Below are 15,737 nucleotides of genomic sequence, written 5' to 3'. Positions count from 1 at the left end.
GCAGGCTCGCGGCAGCTCAGCCTGGCGTTTTGACGGGCAACAACATTTCCACGCACAGCCCGCCACCGCTGCGCAAGCTGGCGCCGATGCGGCCGCCATGGGCGCCGATGACGTGCTGGGCGATGGCCAGGCCCAGGCCGTGGCCGTCCGTGCTGTGCTGGGTGTTGCTGGCGCGGAAGAAGGGTTCAAAAATGCTGGCCAGGTCGGCGCTGGCCACGCCGGGGCCCCGGTCCAGCACGGCGATGCGCAGCAGATCCTGCCTGCCGTCATGCAGGCGCGACAGCTTTACTTCCACCGTGCCGCCATCGGGACTATGCTTGACGGCATTGCGCACCACGTTCTCCACGGCGCGCGCCAGCAGTTCGGGCCGGCCCGTGACAGCGGCGTCGGCGCTGGCTGCGTCGCCCTCCAGGCCGATGTCCACCTGGCGCGCCTTCGCTTCGTAGCGGGCGTCTTCCAGAATGTCGTGCAGCAGCTCGGCAATGTCGACGTCTTCGCTGAGCGGGGAGCCGGCACCGGCTTCCAGCCGCGACAGGGTCAGCAGCTCGCCGATCAGCTTGTCCATGCGTTCGCTTTCGCGTTCGATGCGCTGCATCGAGGCGTCCATCTTGTCCGGCTGCTGGTGCGCCAGACCGATGGCGGCCTGCAGGCGCGCCAGCGGCGAGCGCAGTTCGTGCGAGACGTCATGCAGCAAGCGCGTCTGGCTCTCCATGAGATGGCGCAAACGGCCCGTCATGCGGTCGAAATCGCGGCCCAGGTCCGTCAACTCGTCGCCGCGCTTGCCGCTGGCGTGAAAACGGGGCGCCAGGTTGCCGTGCGAGGCGGCCTCGAACGCCTGCCGCAGGTCGCGGATGGGGCGCGCAAAATACCAGGCCAGCAAGAAGGCGAACAGCAGGCTGGCGGCGATGGCGGCGCCGAGGGGAATGAAGGTGCGGTAGGGACTGTCCATGCGCGGGCCGGGCGGCATGCCGCGGCCGAATTCGCCGCGTGGCGGCGCAGTGCCCGCTTCGCTGGGCCGTGGACCGGGTCCCATGGCGCGCGGGCCGCTCAGGGTGACGGCATTGAGGGTGTCGCGCGCGGCGCCTGCCTCGGCATTGCGGAAGCGTTCGGACGAGGGCAGGAACAGCAGATAGCGCTGGCCGTCGCTGCCGGTGACCGTGCGCACGACGGGATGGGGCTGGCTCTGCTCCAGCATGGCGCGCGCCTTGCTCAGCATGGCGGGATGCACCGCGCGGCCCATCAGTTCGTGTCCGCGCGCATCGACGGCAAACACGCGCATGCGCTCGAGCTTGCCCAGAAATTGCCGCAAGGCCTCGCTGCCGCCCGCTTCCAGGGTGGCGCTGGCGGCCTCGATGATCATTTGCGCGGGTGGACTGGTGTCGATGTCGAGCGCCCGCTCCTGCTGCGCCGCCCGGTTTTTCAGCCAGAACGTGCCGCCGATGCCGATGGTGGCCGTCACCTGCGCCAGCATGATGCACAGAAAGAACTTCCAGAACAGGCGCCCCACGCTTACTCCTTGATCAGCTGGTAGCCGAGACGGTACACGGTCTGCAGGCAGGAGCGGCCGTCGGCCAGGGTGCCCAGTTTGCGGCGCAGGCTGCTCAAGTGCACGTCGATATTGCGGTCGAAGCGGGCCATGGGCCGGCCCAGGCCCAGTTCGGACAGTTGATTCTTGCTCACGGGCTTGCCGGCATGGCGCACCAGCACTTCCAGCAGGTTGAATTCCGTGCTCGTCAGCTCCAGGTGCGTGCCGGCCCAGGAAACGCGGCGCTGTTCCGGCCACATCGTCAATTGCCCCACGGTCAGCGGCGCCATGCCCGAGTTGTCGTGCGGCGCCGCCTGCGAACGGCGCAGGATGGCGCGGATGCGCGCCGTCAGCTCGCGCGGCGTGCACGGTTTCGTGACGTAATCGTCGGCGCCCAGCTCCAGCCCCACGATGCGGTCCGTGTCGTCGCCGCGCGCCGTCAGCATCAGGATGGGCAGGTTGCTGCCGGCGCGGATGCGGCGCAGGGTTTCCAGGCCATTCATGCGCGGCATCATGACGTCGAGGATGGCGATGGCGTACAGGCCCGTCAGCGCTTCGGCCGCGCCGCTTTCGCCGTCATGCACGGCGCGGGCGTCAAAACCTTCCTGCGTCAGGTATTCCTGGAACATGCCGACCAGTTCCACGTCGTCATCGATTAACAAAACCTTGCTCATGCCTGTGCTTTTTCGGGTGAATATCGCCCGATGATAGCAGTCAACAGGGGCGCTTCAGGGCCCTTTTACCCGCTTTTACATACGTCCGCTTACATTTGCGCAGCTTCCTTTACACGCTTTTACGCGGCCCTAACGTTGCTTTACACGCCAGACGCCGACAATCAGGGCTGGTCGCCACGAAAGGAAAGCCCGATGAAACACCTGAGTATTGTCCTGTCCCTGTTGCTGCTGTCCGCCTGCAGCATGCCGCTGGTCGCCCTGGCCCAGCAGGAATTCGCACCGGACGGCCCGCCGCCGCGCGCCATGCCGGGGCCGCCGCCGTTCCTGCACGGCATCGCGCTGAGCGAAGCGCAGCAGGACAAGGTCTTCGCCGCCACCTACGCCCAGGCACCCTTGCTGCGGGAACAGGAAAAGATCGCCTTCCAGGCCCATGCGCAGCTGCGCGCGCTGGCCGCATCCGATGCCTACGACGATGCGAAGGCCAGCGCGCTGGCCAGCACGGCGGCGCAAGCCATGGCGTCGATCAGCTTGCAGCAGGCGCGGCTGGAGCAGCAATTGCTGGCCGTGCTGACGCCGGAACAGCGCAAGCAGGCGCGGCAGCGGCGCGACAGCCGCCAGGGTCCGCGCGACCTCCAGCGCTCCGAGTAAGCGGCAGGCGCGAACACAGGGAGAGTCAGCATGCGCATCCATGCCTTGCGTCCGGGCAGCAGCTTGCAGGCGCTCTCGCGCCATGCGACACAGGCGCTGTTCCTGTGCGCCAGCCTGAGCCCCGCCTTGGCGGGCTTGCCCCACTTGATGGAGTATGTATGGAATTACATGATCACGGTCTGGCATCCGACCTCGAAATGATGCGGCAGGCGGCCGAGCGGCGGCAAGTCCTGCGCTGGCTGCTGGCCGGCGCCGCCACCTTGCCTTTGATGAGCTGCGGCGGCGGGTCGGACCCCAGCGGCGCGGTCGCAGGCAGCGGTGCCGCTGCGGGCGCGACACCCAGCACGGGCGCCTGCACGGTGATTCCCGAGGAAACGGGCGGGCCGTATCCGGCCGACGGCACGAACACGCATGGCGGCAGCATCATCAACGTGCTGAACCAGTCGGGCGTGGTGCGCAGCGATATCCGCGCCAGTTTCAACGGCGCCACGGGCGTGGCGGCGGGCGTGCCGCTCACCATCAAATTGCAGCTGCTCAATGCCAGCGGCGGCTGCGCCAGCCTGGCTGGCTATGCCGTCTACCTGTGGCATTGCGACCGCGAAGGCCTGTATTCGCTGTATTCGAGCGGCGTGACGGCGCAAAATTACCTGCGCGGCGTGCAGGAAACGGATAGCGCCGGCAACCTTTCCTTTACGACCATCTTTCCCGGCTGTTACGCGGGGCGCATGCCGCACGTGCATGTCGAGGTCTATCCCAGCCTGGCCAAGGCGGCCAGCGCCGCGAACCGCATCAAGACCTCGCAGTTTACCTTCCCGATGGCAACGTTGAACGAGGCCTATACGGCCAGCGGCTACACGGCCAGCGTGCGCAACCTGGCGCAGATCAGCTATGCCGCCGACAATGTCTTCAGCGACGGCACCAGCCTGCAGATGGCCACCGTGACGGGCAACGCCACGGATGGCTACGTCGTCACCCTGACGATCGCCGTGAACGGTTAAGCTGCCGTCATGAAACCCAGGTCGCGCCGGCTGAAGTTGCCGATGTTCGGGAAGACCTCGGCCAGTTGGCTGTCGGCCACGCCGAACCACTTGGCCAGGGTGGCGCCATACTGGTCGACGGAGGTGGTCGGCAGCAGGGCGCCGGAACCGACGTCCAGCTCATGGCCCACGCCCGTGACGGGGAAGGCGCCATAGATGTCGCGGCCCTTCACGGCGCCGCCCACGACAAAGTGGTGGGCGCCCCAGCCGTGATCCGTGCCGTCGCCGTTGCTGCTGAAGGTGCGGCCGAAGTCCGACGCCGTAAACGTCGTCACTTGGCGCCGCAGGTCGGCGCCCTGCAGGGCCGCCAGGGTCGTGTCGAAGTAGGCGAGCGCATGGGCCAGGCGCGCCATCAGGTCGGCGTGCAGCACTTTTTGCCTGTCATGCGTGTCGAAGCTGCCCAGGGTCACATAAAACACTTGCCGTTTCGCCCCCAGGGGGCCGCGTCCGCCGATGATGCGCGCCACCGTCTGCAATTGCACGGCCAGCGGATTGACGCCGGATACGCCCGTGTTCGGATTGACATAGGGCGGGGGATTGGGCACGCCGCCCGCGCCGGCCGCCAGCATGGCGCCGCTGAGGATGCTCTGGCTGGAAATGGCGCGCTGGACCATGGCCACGTGTTCCTGTTCGATCAGATCGCTGCCCGCATCGTTGATGATGGCTTGCAGCGCGCCCGCGCCGCCCGTGCTGCCATACAGGCTGCCGCTCAGGCCGCGGATCGGCACGGCGCCCGACTGGCCCACCTGGAACTGGCGCACCTGGCGCCCGCTGAGGAAGACGGTATTGCCCGCGGCGGAAATGGCCGTGAACATGGCATTCGTATTGCCCGCGCCGGCCACGTCGCCGATGCGCCCGCCCCAGCCCGTGCTGGCCCCTTCCGGCGAACCCGATTGCCACGTCGATTGCTGGTCGTTGTGCGAAAACAGCTTGGGCGGCAAGGCCACGCTGCCGGCCTTGTACTGCGCCAGGGTGGCGGGCTGGATCAGGGTGCCGACATTGGCCACGACGGCGGCGCGGCCATTGTCGAACAGGTCTTTCAGGGGCGCCAGCTGGGGATGCAGGGCGAAGGCGCGGCCCGTTTGCGCAGTGGCGGGCACGATGGGCAAGACGCCGCCCGTCTCGCCCACGCCGGGCAGATGGATGGAGTCGGCGGCGCCCGTGTTGCGCAGGCGCGTGTATTCACTCCATGACGTGGGATCGGTGGCCAGCACCGTGTTGAAGGCGTCGTTGCCGCCTGCCATGAACAGGCAAACCATGGCCTTGTAGTCGCCTGCCGATTGCGCGGCGGCATTGCCCATGGCGGCCAGATTCATGGCGAACGGCGCGGCCGTGGTGCCGGCCAGGCTCAGCATGGAACCGAGGAAGCGGCGGCGGGAAAAGGGGAAGTTTTGCATGTGATCGCTCTTATTTTTGTACCAGGTAGGCCGGCGAGGCCATGGTCAGGAAAATGGCCAGCTTGACGCGGTTGGCCTGGGCCGTGGCGACCTGCGCGGCATTGCTGGCCGTGGCTGCGGGGATGCTGATGCCATTGACGGCCGTCAGGATTTGCCCGCGCAGCCTGGCGGGCATGCTGCCATGCATCAGGAGCAGATCGATGCGGTCGAGCAGGGCGCCCGTGTCGGCGGCCAGTGCCAGTTCGCGCGTGTAGTCGGGCTTGACTTCACGGCCATCGCCGACACCGCTATTGATGGCTTCCTGCATGAAGTTCAGATAGCCGGTCACCGATGGTTCCGCCGTGATTTGCAGTTCCGGCGCCACCAGGCCAGCGCTGGCCAGGGCGGAATTGGGCGGCGTATAGGCGGGGCGGAAAAAATTGAACACGGACGGCGAATTCAAGGGGTTCTGGCCCAGACCGCTCAGTGGGTCGTCCAGATAATAGATGCGGTAGCGCCCGCTGGTCGCTTTTGCATCGAAGGCGCGCATCCAGCCGGCCAGGCGCAGCAGTGGCTCACGCAGCTTGCCGGTGCGCAAAGTGGTGCCGCTTGCGGCCAGCGCCTCCGGATCGAGCAGCACGGCGCGGATGACGGCTTGCATGTCGCCGCGCACCCCGCTGCCATTGTTGGCAAACGCGGCGGCCACACGGCCCACGTAGGCTGGGCTGGGATTGCTGCTGACCAGGCGCTGGATCAGCTGGCGGCCAAAGAACGGTCCCGCATTGGGATGGTTGAACAGCGTGTCGAGCGCCAGTTTCAGGTCGGCCTGCCCGCTGCTGGCGCCGGAGATGCTCTGGCCCAGGAAACGCTTGTCGCCGCTGGAATGGAAGGCCGCGTAGTTCTGCATCGGCTTCCAGTCGCGGTCGGGATCGGCCGTACCGCCATAGAAGCGTGTGGCGCTCTGGTCCGGACCGGCCCAGCTCCAACCCGTAAAGACGCGCGCCAGGCCCGCCACGTCGTCGCGCGTGTAGGTGTCGATGGGCTTGCCACCGGACAGTTTCAGGCTGCCATCCGCATTCAGCTGGTACAGGCCGATGCTAAACAGCTGCATCACTTCGCGGGCGAAGTTTTCATCGGGTGTGCGCGTGGCCGATTCCTTCTGGTTGCGCAGGTGGGACAGGTACAGTCCCATCATCGGATGCAGGGCCACGCCTTCCAGCAGGTCGCGGAAGTTGCCAAAAGCATGCTGGCCCAGCATGTCGTAGTAGCTGGCCACGCCACGCAGCTGCGGCTGCACGGACTCGTTTTGCATGGAAATGACGAAGATTTCGGACAGGGCAAAGGCCATCCGCTGGCGCAATTGGTCCTCGCCGCGGATGCCTTGTTGCCAGAACGTTTCATAGAACGTCCTTAAACTGGTGCGTTCCCCGCCGGCAGCCTGCGCCGCCAGCATCGCGTCGATATATTTCCGATGCAAGGTTTGTGGCTTGGAAAACTGTGCGCGGAACCAGGCGTCGCTGTCGCTGGCGGCGAGCGCCTCGATGGCGGCCATGTCCGGTCCGAACGTGGCGCGGCCCAGGAAGCGCGATGCCTGCTGGCGCGTGAAGGTGGTGGCCGCCTGGCCGGCCGGGGGCGTGGTCAGGGGCGGCGGCGCGATGGTGTCGCCGGGCGTGCTGCCGGGAGCTGCCGGATCGCCGGGGGCGGTGGTCGCTGGCGGCACGACCGAGATGTCCGGGCTCTGGGTGGAGCCGGTCTTGCTGTCGCCGCCACCGCCGCAGGCGGAAAGCAGGCTGAACAAAGTGACGGCCAGCAAACGGCGCAAAGTAGAGTCAGTCATTTAGTTTCTTTCAAGCAATCAAATTCTAGCCGCTTAATTGTAGGGCTTAACTACCAAAATCCTGTTTTCAATTAAGTATTTACGTGTTGGCCACGTTTATTTTTGCCGGCCGTTGGCGTGGTGTTGAGATTGTTTTCGAAGTGGTAGCGCGAACTTTATTTTTTAAAAATAGAAAATATTTTTTGCCGTTCGCGGGCATTGTGGCGGATAGGCGACGTAATCATTCCTGCCAATTAAGCTTGTTTGAAAGCTCATCTTGACAACGAAACTCGCTTCGCCGGAAACCATGGTTTTTATCGCATCGGCGAAACGGCGTTCGCCATCGCGTCCCGTTCTTCTCCCGCGCCCGGCTGGCATGGCCCTTGCGTCAGGGAGGCATGGGCCACCCCGCCCGTCTTTCACCGGAGCTTGCCATGACCAGCCGTCTGCTCGCCTATCGTCCCGAAATGGAATTGCCTGAGGCGCCCGGCATGCTGCCGCTGCAGCAGGAAGATGAGCTGGCCTTGGCGGCGCAATTGCTGGAGTTGCAGGCGCCATCCCAGTTCGATGCTTTCCTGGGGCACCAGCTGGACGCCACCGCGGCGGGCCAGCAGGTGCGCGGCACGCCGCTGGAAGGGCCGTTGCGCCAGTTGCTGGGCAAGGTGGTGGCGCCCCTGCTGCCCTTGCATGGCGGTTCGCCGCAGGCGCTCAAGCGCCGCGCCGCAGGCATCTTCGGCATGGAACTGGAAGGATTGAGCCCGGAAGACAAGGAATTCGAACTGGCGCGCCAGGTCGTGCATCTGATCGACGCCGTCAATACGGCGCTGGCGCAGGATGCCGGCACGGGCGCGCGCGCGCCCAGGGCGCAGGTGGAAACGGCCCTGTTGCAAGTGGCACGTACCGTGGCGCCAGGCTTGCTCAGGCAGGCGGCACAAACGCCAGGACGGGCCGGTGGCCGCTGGCGCCGCGAGGGCGGGCACATCGTCGTGCTCGATTGTTAGCCGGACGGCCAGTTCGTCCGGCACTGTAGTGTCAACCGAGGTGCTAACTTTTAGGAGCTCATCATGCATGACTTAGATCGTACGACCCTGGAATACGGCCAGGAGATGTCCGGCTTTGAAGCGGAACAGTTCGAGTTTGGCCAGGGCGAGTGGAGCGGCGAGGGCGGCGCGAACGCCATGTTTTCCGAAGCCGAGGAGATGGAACTTGCCAATGAACTGCTGTCGGTCAGCAATGAAGCCGAACTGGAACAGTTTCTTGGCAATTTCCTGCGCAAGGCCGCCTCGGTGGCGGGCGGCATCATCAAGTCGCCCGTGGGCCAGGCCGTCGGCGGCGTGCTCAAGGGCGTGGCGAAAAAAGCGATTCCCCTGGCCGGCGGCGCCATCGGCGGCTATTTCGGCGGCCCGCTGGGGGCCAAGATCGGCAGCGGTCTGGCCTCGGCGGCTGGCAATGCGCTGGGGCTGGAAGCGGAAGCCTCATCGAACGAAGACCGCGAATTCGAGGGCGCCAAGCAGTTCGTGCGCCTGGCCGCCGACACGGTCAACCGTGCCGCGCAGGCACGCGGCTCGGGCGACCCGCGCGCCATCGCCCAGGCGGCCGCCAGCGCGGCGGCGCGCCAGTTCGCGCCCGGCTTGCTGGGACGCCCCGGCAGCCAGGTCGCCACGCAGAACGGCAGCGGCGCCGCTGCGGGCGGCGCCATGGCGCAGGGTGGCGCGGCAAGGGGCTCGGCGGGCATGCGCCCGTCCAGCGGGCGCTGGGCGCGCCAGGGCCACAAAATCGTCCTGTACGGCGTCTGACATCATGGCCATCGGCGCTTATGCTGCCTGGATGCTGGCGCAGGAGGCGCGCTCGCTGCTGACGCGGCTGGCGCGGCTGGAACCGTTCGCGCTGATCGAGCCGACGGTGCTGGCGGCCGCCCTGATGCCCAGCGCCCAGTCGGCCATCGAAAGCCAGCTGGTGCAGGGACGGCGCGCATTGCGGCGCATGGTGGCCCAGTTCCAGCGCTGGCTGCGGCGCGAGCACGCCGATGGGGCCAGCATGGCCACCGCCGCTGAGGCGCAGCGCCGCTTCACCTTCCTGCGCCTGAAATTCAATGCCGCGCTGACCCAGTTCGACCTGTTCAACGAGGTCATCACGCAGCGCAGCGAGCACAAGACGGGCGTCTGGCTGGCCGGGCTCGACATCGTTGCCGCTGACGCGCTGGCGCTGCCCGGCAATGTGTACCAGGCGCCGCCCGTGATCTGCTACCTGGACCGGGGGCCGGGCGCCGCCATCCGCCGCGCGCGCACGCGCCTGCCGGGCGGCGGCGACAATCCCGTCGCCATCATCCGCCTGCCGCGCGAACGCATGATCGGCAGCAGCATCGCCTCGTCGCTGGTGCACGAGGTGGGCCACCAGGGCGCGGCGCTGCTGGACCTGGTGGCGTCCTTGCGGCCCGTGCTGCAAGCCATGCAGCATGGCGGCAGCGGTCTGGTGCACGTGTGGCAGCTGTGGGAACGGTGGATTTCCGAGATCGTGGCCGATTTCTGGTCCCTGGCACGGGTCGGCGTGGCCGCCACCCTGGGCCTGATCGGCGTGGTCAGCCTGCCACGCGTGTTTGTCTTCCGCCTCAATATCGACGATCCCCATCCGGTGCCATGGCTGCGGGTGCGCCTGAGCTGCGCCATGGGGCGGGCCTTGTATCCGCATCCGCAATGGGACCGGCTGGAGCAGCTGTGGCTGTCGTACTACCCGCTGACGGGCCTGCCGCCAGCCCGGCAGCGGCTGCTGGAACAGCTGCAGGCCAGCATGGCGGCCCTGGTGGGCTTGCTGGTGCAGCATCGGCCGCCCGCCTTGCGCGGCGGCTCGCTGGTCGAAGCCATGGCCGTGCACACACGCCAGCCGGCCATGCTGGCGCAGCTGTTTCGCAGCTGGACCCTGGCGCCGGCGCAGATGTACCAGGCCGCGCCGACCCTGGTGTTCGCCGTGCTGGGCCAGGCGCGCGCCAGCGGCACCCTGAGTCCGGAAGACGAAAGCGAGCTGCTGGGGCGTTTGCTGACCCATTGGGCCCTGCGCAGCACCCTGGACACGTCGGAGCTGTGCGCCGACGTCGTGCGGCATGGCCGCCAGTCCGGCAGGTTGCTGCCGCCCCTGGCATCCCGTTTGATTATCCATTGAGGAGAATGACATGAGCAGCAAGATGAGCAGCAAAAGCAGAGGGGTGGGCCAGGCGGGCCCGAAACACCAGGGCGGCAGCATCGCTGTCACCGTACACGAGCAGGAAAGCGGAGCCATGGTCGTCAATGCCGCCATCAGCCTGTACCGGGGTGCCGAGGCGGATTGCCATCTGTTCAATGCCGGAACCTGGGTGCCCGATCCCGCCATGCTGGTGGGCGTGCGCTGGACGGATGGGCGTGGCAGCACCGTGTTTGCCGACTTGATGACGGGCAGTTACGTGGGGGTGTATGGCAATTTCCCCGCCACGGCGCCCCAGTGCGTGACGGTGCAGGCCGGCTGCAGCGCCGTGCTGTGCTTCAAGCCCCAGCTCAATCCGCAGGTGGCGCTGGCGTTTGAAACGGCCGACTGCCATCCCAGCGACTGTCAGTTCGGCAGGGTGGGCGACCGCGCCATCGCCACCGTCTCGTTTGACGGCGATCAGAGCGCCGACGGGCGCGACCAGGTGCAAGTGCTGGCCGCCGCGCCGTGGGTGCCCATGCGCGGTACGGCGAACGCGTTTTCCACGCCCGTGCGGCGCGTCGGCATGCACCGCTTCATGGGACAGATGATGCTGGCGCAGCGCCCCGAACTGCGCAGCGCCTTGCCCGTGCCGGAAGGGCTGAGCCCGAACGCCATGCTGGCCGTGGACGCGGAATACGAGACGGAAGAGCGCCAGCCGCAGCCCATCACCGGCAACGTGGGCGTATCGCTGACGCGCACGGAAACGGAGCCGACGGAAGACTTGCCGCTGTGGACCTTGATACGCAACAGTACCGAGGCGATGTCGTTTACCAATTATCTGCATTTCATGGACAGTCTGTTTTGCGGCGACCTGACCAGCGTACGGGGCTTCGAGCAGGAGCGCTTCGTGAAAAAGGCCGACATGTTCCAGCAGCTCAAGCAGCGCCGCGCGCTGCCGTTTTCCGATGCCGATTCCTACCGCGTGCTGAAAGTGGCGACGGAAGCGTTCGTGATGGTCAATTGCGGCGTGCTGAACCAGCCGCTGGCCTTCAATCCGGCCGAGGACAACGCCTACCTGGACCGGCGCGACATACCGCAAGGACGCGACCTGGAAACCGTGCTGCGCAACGATTACCTGGAAAACATCGACGGCTTCCAGACCTTGCCCTACCTGGCCGTGATCCGCCGCAAGCTGCCCGATATCCCCATCAGCATCCCGCGGGGCCAGGAAGGCGAAGTCGACCTGTGCTTTGGCATCATCCAGGAAAAGCTGGCCAATCCTTGCCTGCTGGAACTGATCTGGTCGTACTGGCACGAAGAGGGCATGCTGGTGCAGACCATGAACGCCATCGCGCAGCGCTTCCAGAACCTGCGCTCGCCCGGCAACCATCTCGATCCTTTGTCGAACACGGAAATCGACATGCTGCGTCCGTTGAATAATTTACTGTGGGGATACACGCAGGATGAACAGCATCGGCTGACCGTGATGCGCCGGAACTATGAGTATGACCATCACTACGGTGTGCGCCTGGACGGCAAGGCAGTGCAGCACTTCCGGCCAGCCGACAGCCGCTCCAAATTCCTGGAGGCTTTCCACCACTTGCTGCGCCTGCTGACCTCGTTCTACAAGCAGGATGACGACACCACCGTGAAGGCGGACGCCTTCCCCGTGCTCAATGCATTGAAGGAAATCCACCTGATCCTGTCGCAGGGCGCGCACAACCAGTTCGGCGATTTGCCGTCGACGGCGCGCATCGAGATGCTGATGCAGCAATGGATGCTGGCGCGCCCCGAGTTCCGTGAATTCTTGCCTACGCGCGTGATGGTCGCGTATCCGGAACCGTGGATGGACCGGGTCGACGCCATGAAGAAACTGCAGGGCTGGACGGACACGAGCGTCATGCATTTCCGTAACCTGGCCATCTTCGGCGAGCAATTGCTGCTGTCTGTGCGCTACGGCAACTGGAGCGATATCTATGAACCCACGCAGGCATTCAACTGGGCGCGCTTCTGGCGGCCGCAAGTGCAGGGCTATATCCACGGCTACCGCGCCGCCACCGGGGTCGATTTGTCCGTCGACAGCAGCGACCCGGTGGTCGAATCGACGATGCCTTCGGTGTTGCTGCGCCAGCGCCTGAGCCAGCAGCTGCGCAGCGTCTAGGGCGGGGGCGGGGCGCGTGCATGCTCGACTTTACCAGTGCCCTGTACCTGGGCATGCGTCATCCGGCGGCCTCGCTGGCGCCGTGGAGCAGCCTGACCCTGGGCCAGCCGGCCGCGCTGCGGGAGCCGCCGGGCGCGCAAGCGCTGGCCGCGGCCCTGGCTGCGCTGCAAGGCTGCGAGGCCGCCTGCGTGCTGCCGTCGACCTTGCACCTGTTCTGGGACCTGTTCGGCATGCTGGCGGCCGAGCGGCTGGTGATCCTCGTCGATGGCGGCAGCTACGCCATCGCGCGCTGGGGCGCGGAGCGGGCGCAGGCGCTGGGTTTGCCGCTGCGCATGTTTCCCAGTGGCGAGATGGACGCGCTGAGGTGCCTGGTGGCGGCCTGGGGCAGGCAGGGGTGGCGGCCCCTGATCCTGGCCGATGGCTATGTGCCGGGCCGCGAACAGGCCTTGCCGCTGGCCGGCTATGCGGCCCTGGCGCGCCAGGGGGACGGTTACCTGCTGCTGGACGACACGCAGGTGCTGGGCGTGGCGGGCGCGCACGGCGGCGGTTCGGCGCGGCTGCACGGCTTGCGGGGCGCTTACGACAAGGCGGGTGGCCACCTGATCGTCGGCGCCTCGCTGGCCAAGGGCTTTGGCGTGCCGCTGGCCGTGCTGGCGGGCAGCGGCGGCCTGTTGCGGCGCTTCGCGGCGCACAGCCAGACGCGCGTGCACGCCAGTCCGCCGTCGGCCGCCGTGCTGGCGGCCGCGCGGCGGGCCATGGCGCTCAATGCGCGCCATGGCGACGCGCTGCGCGCCAGGCTGGGGGACAGGGTGGCGCAATGGAGGAGGGGGATGGCTGCGGCCGGCATCGTCTGCCGGGGCGGCAGCTTTCCCGTGCAGCGCCTGCCCGGGCGCGCCCATTTGCAGCCAGCCTTGCGCGCAGCGGGCGTGCTGGCGCTGACGCAAGCGGGGGACGGTTGCGGCGCGCTGACTTTTCTGCTGCGGGCCGACCAGACGCCCCGGCAACTGGAGCAGGCGATGGATTTGCTTGAACATCACACGAGGAGGCGATATGAACGAAGCGTTTGAAATGCTGCCCTTTGCGGGGCAGCCAGCAGCGGCCGGCGAGCAGGAGTGGCTGGGGGAGTGGTCGCAGGAATGGTCGCAGGAGTGGCAAGGGGAGGACGAAGCCGAGGCCGAATGGGAGGGCGAACGCCCGCGCCCCGGTGGCGCTCGCGGCGCCATGCGCGGCGGAGGGCTGCGCGCACGGCCGCCCTTGCGCGGACAGCGCCGTCCCGCGCCGCCGCGTTACCAGGCGCTGGGCCGTCGGCCGCCCCGCTATGCGGCCCAGCCCTTGCCCTATCTGCCGCCGCGCTACCGGGGCTGGGGCGGCTATGCGCCCATCTATCCCACGCTTTATCCGGCACCCTATCCCGTGGCGGAACCCGCGTTTGGAGACCAGCAGGAGCCGGAACCTGACCAGGACCAAGGGCAGGACCAAGGGCAGGACGACGGCCAGCAGCAGGGCGAGATCCCGCCAACCCTGGCCGGCACCATGGGCCGGGTGCCGGAAGCGGCCGCCCTGAATTACCTGGCGCTGGGGACGCTGGCCAATGCCCTGCGCGACCCGAATGGACGGGGGCCGGGCCTGTATGTGATCGAGTTCGATGCGGGCGGGCGGCGCCGCGCCTACAGCGGCCAGACGGACGATCTGCACCGGCGCCTGCTGCAGCACCGGCTGTGCGGCCAGATGATGGGCGTGGACGTGAGCGGGCATCAGGTGTACGTCGCGCCCCTGTCCTCGGCGGCGCAGCGGCGTCGCATCGAGCAGCGCATCCACGACGACATGTTTGCCAACCAGCGCGGCGTGCTGACCAACCAGCGGCGCGAACTGGAACTGGCCGTACTCGGTGAAATGTGGAGCTGAATGTGGGCCTGACGGCCACGCCTTGACCATTGCGAAGGAGAGCATCATGCACCAACTCGAATGCGCATGCGCGCAATGCCGGCAACGGGCCGGCGCCGCGTTTGAAGTGCTGGAATTCGGCCCGGACTGGCCCGGCAAGGGCGCGGCGCCGGCCGTTTTCAGCGAAGAGGAAGAATTGCAGCTGGCCATGGAATTGCTGGAAGTGGCCAGCGAGGAGGAGCTGGAGCAGTTTCTCGGCAATATCTTCAAGAGCGTGTGGAAGGGCGTCAAGAAGGTCGGCTCGACTATCGCCAAGGTGGCCAAGCCCCTGGGCGGCGCCTTGAAGGCCGTGGCCAAGACGGCCTTGCCCTTTGTCGGCGGCGCCCTCGGTTCGATGATCCCGATACCGGGCGTGGGCACGGCGCTCGGCTCGGCCCTGGGGCGCGCGGCCAGCAATGCGCTGGAGCTGGAAATGGAAGCCGAGGCGCCGGCCGACCGCGAACTGGAGCTGGCGCGCCGCTTCGTACGCATCGCGGGGCAGGCGGCGCGCCTGGCGGCCGACGGCGATGGCAGCGCACGCGCCGTGGAAAGCGCGCTGACGCGGGCCCTGCACCAGCAATTGCCGCATTTCCGCTCGCCTGCGCCGCAGCAGGAAGAGGAGAGCGGGCGCTGGCGCCGGCGCGGCAACCGCATCGTCGTCATGGGCGACTGGCAATAGCGCGACTAGATGATCATCGATTGTCATTGCCATGCGGGACCCGGCGACGGCTTGAGCGGGCCGTGGGACAGCGATGCGCCGCTGCACGCCTATCTGCGCCGGGCCCAGGCGGCCGGCATCGCCCGCAGCGCGCTGTTCGCGACCTTCCACTCCGATTACGCCATCGCCAACCACGGCGTGGCGCGCCTGGTCGCCTCCGATCCGCAGCGTTTTTATGGCTTTGCCTTCGTGCATGCGCGGCGCGACCGGGGCCGCATCATGGACCTGGTGCGCACGGCTGTCGAGCGCTACGGCTTTGTCGGCATCAAGGCGCACCGGTTTGACGCGCGCATCAGCGGCGAAGTGTGCGACGCGGCGCGTTTCTTCGGCTTGCCCGTGCTGTACGACCCGGCCGGCGAAGTGGCCGTGGCCGAACTGCTGGCGCAGCAGTATCCTGACGTCAACTTCATCCTGCCCCACCTGGGCAGCTTCGGCGACGACTGGGCGGCCCAGCTGGCGCTGATCGACCATCTGGTACGCCACCGCAACATCCATACGGACAGCTCCGGCGTGCGCCGCTTTGATTTGCTGGAACAGGCCGTGCGCCGCGCCGGACCGCACAAGGTCTTGTTCGGCTCGGATGGCCCCTGGCTGCATCCGGGGCTGGAATTGCACAAGATACAGCTGCTGGGACTGCCGCCGCTGGATGCGGCGCTGGTCACGGGCGGCAATTTTTTGCGGCTGGCCGGTCTGGCTTGAGGCA

The 15,737-nt window shown here is 67.1% G+C and carries 16 protein-coding genes; 12 read left to right on the top strand and 4 right to left on the bottom strand.

Annotated elements, in window-relative coordinates; genetic code table 11:
• Positions 1-16 precede the first annotated feature (16 nt).
• Together AC07VH_RS04630 and AC07VH_RS04625 are read right to left on the bottom strand one after the other, a co-directional pair.
• Positions 17-1,507, bottom strand: coding sequence for a sensor histidine kinase (locus AC07VH_RS04630; protein ID WP_494786948.1), 1,491 nt, complete (start codon positions 1,505-1,507; stop codon positions 17-19).
• A 2-nt stretch (positions 1,508-1,509) separates the two neighbouring features.
• On the bottom strand, positions 1,510-2,199 hold the full coding sequence (locus tag AC07VH_RS04625; RefSeq protein WP_475416426.1) for a response regulator transcription factor: 690 nt from the start codon (positions 2,197-2,199) through the stop codon (positions 1,510-1,512).
• A gap of 192 nt (positions 2,200-2,391) precedes the next feature.
• Here AC07VH_RS04625 and AC07VH_RS04620 point away from each other — a divergent pair, with 192 nt between their 5' ends.
• The 3 genes from AC07VH_RS04620 to AC07VH_RS04610 are packed head-to-tail and all read left to right on the top strand — an operon-like array spanning position 2,392 to position 3,845.
• Positions 2,392-2,847, top strand: a complete 456-nt coding sequence (locus AC07VH_RS04620) for a Spy/CpxP family protein refolding chaperone (RefSeq protein WP_494786947.1) — start codon at positions 2,392-2,394, stop codon at positions 2,845-2,847.
• A 30-nt stretch (positions 2,848-2,877) separates the two neighbouring features.
• The gene (locus AC07VH_RS04615) at positions 2,878-3,048 is read left to right on the top strand and encodes a hypothetical protein (protein ID WP_191909705.1); all 171 of its coding nucleotides are present in this window, start codon (positions 2,878-2,880) and stop codon (positions 3,046-3,048) included.
• Entirely contained in the window at positions 3,006-3,845 is an 840-nt protein-coding gene (locus AC07VH_RS04610; protein ID WP_494786946.1) for a dioxygenase family protein, read from the top strand. Before AC07VH_RS04615 ends, AC07VH_RS04610 begins: the two co-directional genes overlap by 43 nt.
• Here the strand turns inward: AC07VH_RS04610 and AC07VH_RS04605 are convergent.
• Together AC07VH_RS04605 and AC07VH_RS04600 are read right to left on the bottom strand one after the other, a co-directional pair.
• Positions 3,842-5,281, bottom strand: a complete 1,440-nt coding sequence (locus tag AC07VH_RS04605; RefSeq protein ID WP_494786945.1) for a DUF1501 domain-containing protein — start codon at positions 5,279-5,281, stop codon at positions 3,842-3,844. The genes AC07VH_RS04610 and AC07VH_RS04605 overlap by 4 nt on opposite strands.
• A 10-nt stretch (positions 5,282-5,291) precedes the next feature.
• On the bottom strand, positions 5,292-7,097 hold the full coding sequence (locus tag AC07VH_RS04600) for a DUF1800 domain-containing protein (protein ID WP_494786944.1): 1,806 nt from the start codon (positions 7,095-7,097) through the stop codon (positions 5,292-5,294).
• Positions 7,098-7,199: 102 nt separating this feature from the next.
• Here AC07VH_RS04600 and AC07VH_RS04595 point away from each other — a divergent pair, with 102 nt between their 5' ends.
• From AC07VH_RS04595 to AC07VH_RS04555, 9 genes are all read left to right on the top strand, one after another.
• Positions 7,200-7,244 (top strand): type I addiction module toxin, Fst family, encoded by a 45-nt coding sequence (locus AC07VH_RS04595; RefSeq protein ID WP_494787116.1) that lies wholly within the window; start codon positions 7,200-7,202, stop codon positions 7,242-7,244.
• Between the two features lie 266 nt (positions 7,245-7,510).
• Positions 7,511-8,077, top strand: coding sequence for a hypothetical protein (locus AC07VH_RS04590; protein WP_475416431.1), 567 nt, complete (start codon positions 7,511-7,513; stop codon positions 8,075-8,077).
• A 63-nt stretch (positions 8,078-8,140) separates the two neighbouring features.
• The gene (locus AC07VH_RS04585) at positions 8,141-8,872 is read left to right on the top strand and encodes a hypothetical protein (protein ID WP_475416432.1); all 732 of its coding nucleotides are present in this window, start codon (positions 8,141-8,143) and stop codon (positions 8,870-8,872) included.
• A gap of 4 nt (positions 8,873-8,876) precedes the next feature.
• The gene (locus AC07VH_RS04580; protein WP_494786943.1) at positions 8,877-10,232 is read left to right on the top strand and encodes a hypothetical protein; all 1,356 of its coding nucleotides are present in this window, start codon (positions 8,877-8,879) and stop codon (positions 10,230-10,232) included.
• Positions 10,233-10,242: 10 nt separating this feature from the next.
• Positions 10,243-12,393, top strand: a complete 2,151-nt coding sequence (locus AC07VH_RS04575) for a hypothetical protein (protein WP_494786942.1) — start codon at positions 10,243-10,245, stop codon at positions 12,391-12,393.
• Between the two features lie 20 nt (positions 12,394-12,413).
• On the top strand, positions 12,414-13,460 hold the full coding sequence (locus AC07VH_RS04570) for a PLP-dependent aminotransferase family protein (protein WP_494786941.1): 1,047 nt from the start codon (positions 12,414-12,416) through the stop codon (positions 13,458-13,460).
• Positions 13,444-14,298, top strand: coding sequence for a hypothetical protein (locus AC07VH_RS04565; protein WP_494786940.1), 855 nt, complete (start codon positions 13,444-13,446; stop codon positions 14,296-14,298). Before AC07VH_RS04570 ends, AC07VH_RS04565 begins: the two co-directional genes overlap by 17 nt.
• A 46-nt stretch (positions 14,299-14,344) precedes the next feature.
• Positions 14,345-14,995: a hypothetical protein gene (locus AC07VH_RS04560; protein WP_475416437.1), complete on the top strand. Its 651-nt coding sequence runs from the start codon at positions 14,345-14,347 to the stop codon at positions 14,993-14,995.
• A gap of 9 nt (positions 14,996-15,004) precedes the next feature.
• Complete coding sequence (locus tag AC07VH_RS04555) at positions 15,005-15,733, top strand: amidohydrolase family protein (protein ID WP_475416438.1); 729 nt, start codon at positions 15,005-15,007, stop codon at positions 15,731-15,733.
• Positions 15,734-15,737 lie beyond the last annotated feature (4 nt).

The organism is Janthinobacterium sp. GW821-FHT03C10, from assembly GCF_059420865.1.
This window is presented reverse-complemented; position numbering and strand designations above follow the sequence as displayed.

Excerpts from the sequence above, each read along its gene's own strand:
- AC07VH_RS04585 (WP_475416432.1), top strand. The coding sequence starts at position 8,141 with ATGCATGACTTAGATCGTACGACCCTGGAATACGGCCAGGAGATGTCC.
- AC07VH_RS04565 (WP_494786940.1), top strand. The coding sequence starts at position 13,444 with ATGAACGAAGCGTTTGAAATGCTGCCCTTTGCGGGGCAGCCAGCAGCG.
- AC07VH_RS04590 (WP_475416431.1), top strand. The coding sequence starts at position 7,511 with ATGACCAGCCGTCTGCTCGCCTATCGTCCCGAAATGGAATTGCCTGAG.
- AC07VH_RS04620 (WP_494786947.1), top strand. The coding sequence starts at position 2,392 with ATGAAACACCTGAGTATTGTCCTGTCCCTGTTGCTGCTGTCCGCCTGC.
- AC07VH_RS04615 (WP_191909705.1), top strand. The coding sequence starts at position 2,878 with ATGCGCATCCATGCCTTGCGTCCGGGCAGCAGCTTGCAGGCGCTCTCG.
- AC07VH_RS04570 (WP_494786941.1), top strand. The coding sequence starts at position 12,414 with ATGCTCGACTTTACCAGTGCCCTGTACCTGGGCATGCGTCATCCGGCG.
- AC07VH_RS04555 (WP_475416438.1), top strand. The coding sequence starts at position 15,005 with ATGATCATCGATTGTCATTGCCATGCGGGACCCGGCGACGGCTTGAGC.
- AC07VH_RS04610 (WP_494786946.1), top strand. The coding sequence starts at position 3,006 with ATGGAATTACATGATCACGGTCTGGCATCCGACCTCGAAATGATGCGG.
- AC07VH_RS04580 (WP_494786943.1), top strand. The coding sequence starts at position 8,877 with ATGGCCATCGGCGCTTATGCTGCCTGGATGCTGGCGCAGGAGGCGCGC.
- AC07VH_RS04625 (WP_475416426.1), bottom strand. The coding sequence starts at position 2,199 with ATGAGCAAGGTTTTGTTAATCGATGACGACGTGGAACTGGTCGGCATG.
- AC07VH_RS04600 (WP_494786944.1), bottom strand. The coding sequence starts at position 7,097 with ATGACTGACTCTACTTTGCGCCGTTTGCTGGCCGTCACTTTGTTCAGC.
- AC07VH_RS04575 (WP_494786942.1), top strand. The coding sequence starts at position 10,243 with ATGAGCAGCAAGATGAGCAGCAAAAGCAGAGGGGTGGGCCAGGCGGGC.
- AC07VH_RS04560 (WP_475416437.1), top strand. The coding sequence starts at position 14,345 with ATGCACCAACTCGAATGCGCATGCGCGCAATGCCGGCAACGGGCCGGC.
- AC07VH_RS04605 (WP_494786945.1), bottom strand. The coding sequence starts at position 5,281 with ATGCAAAACTTCCCCTTTTCCCGCCGCCGCTTCCTCGGTTCCATGCTG.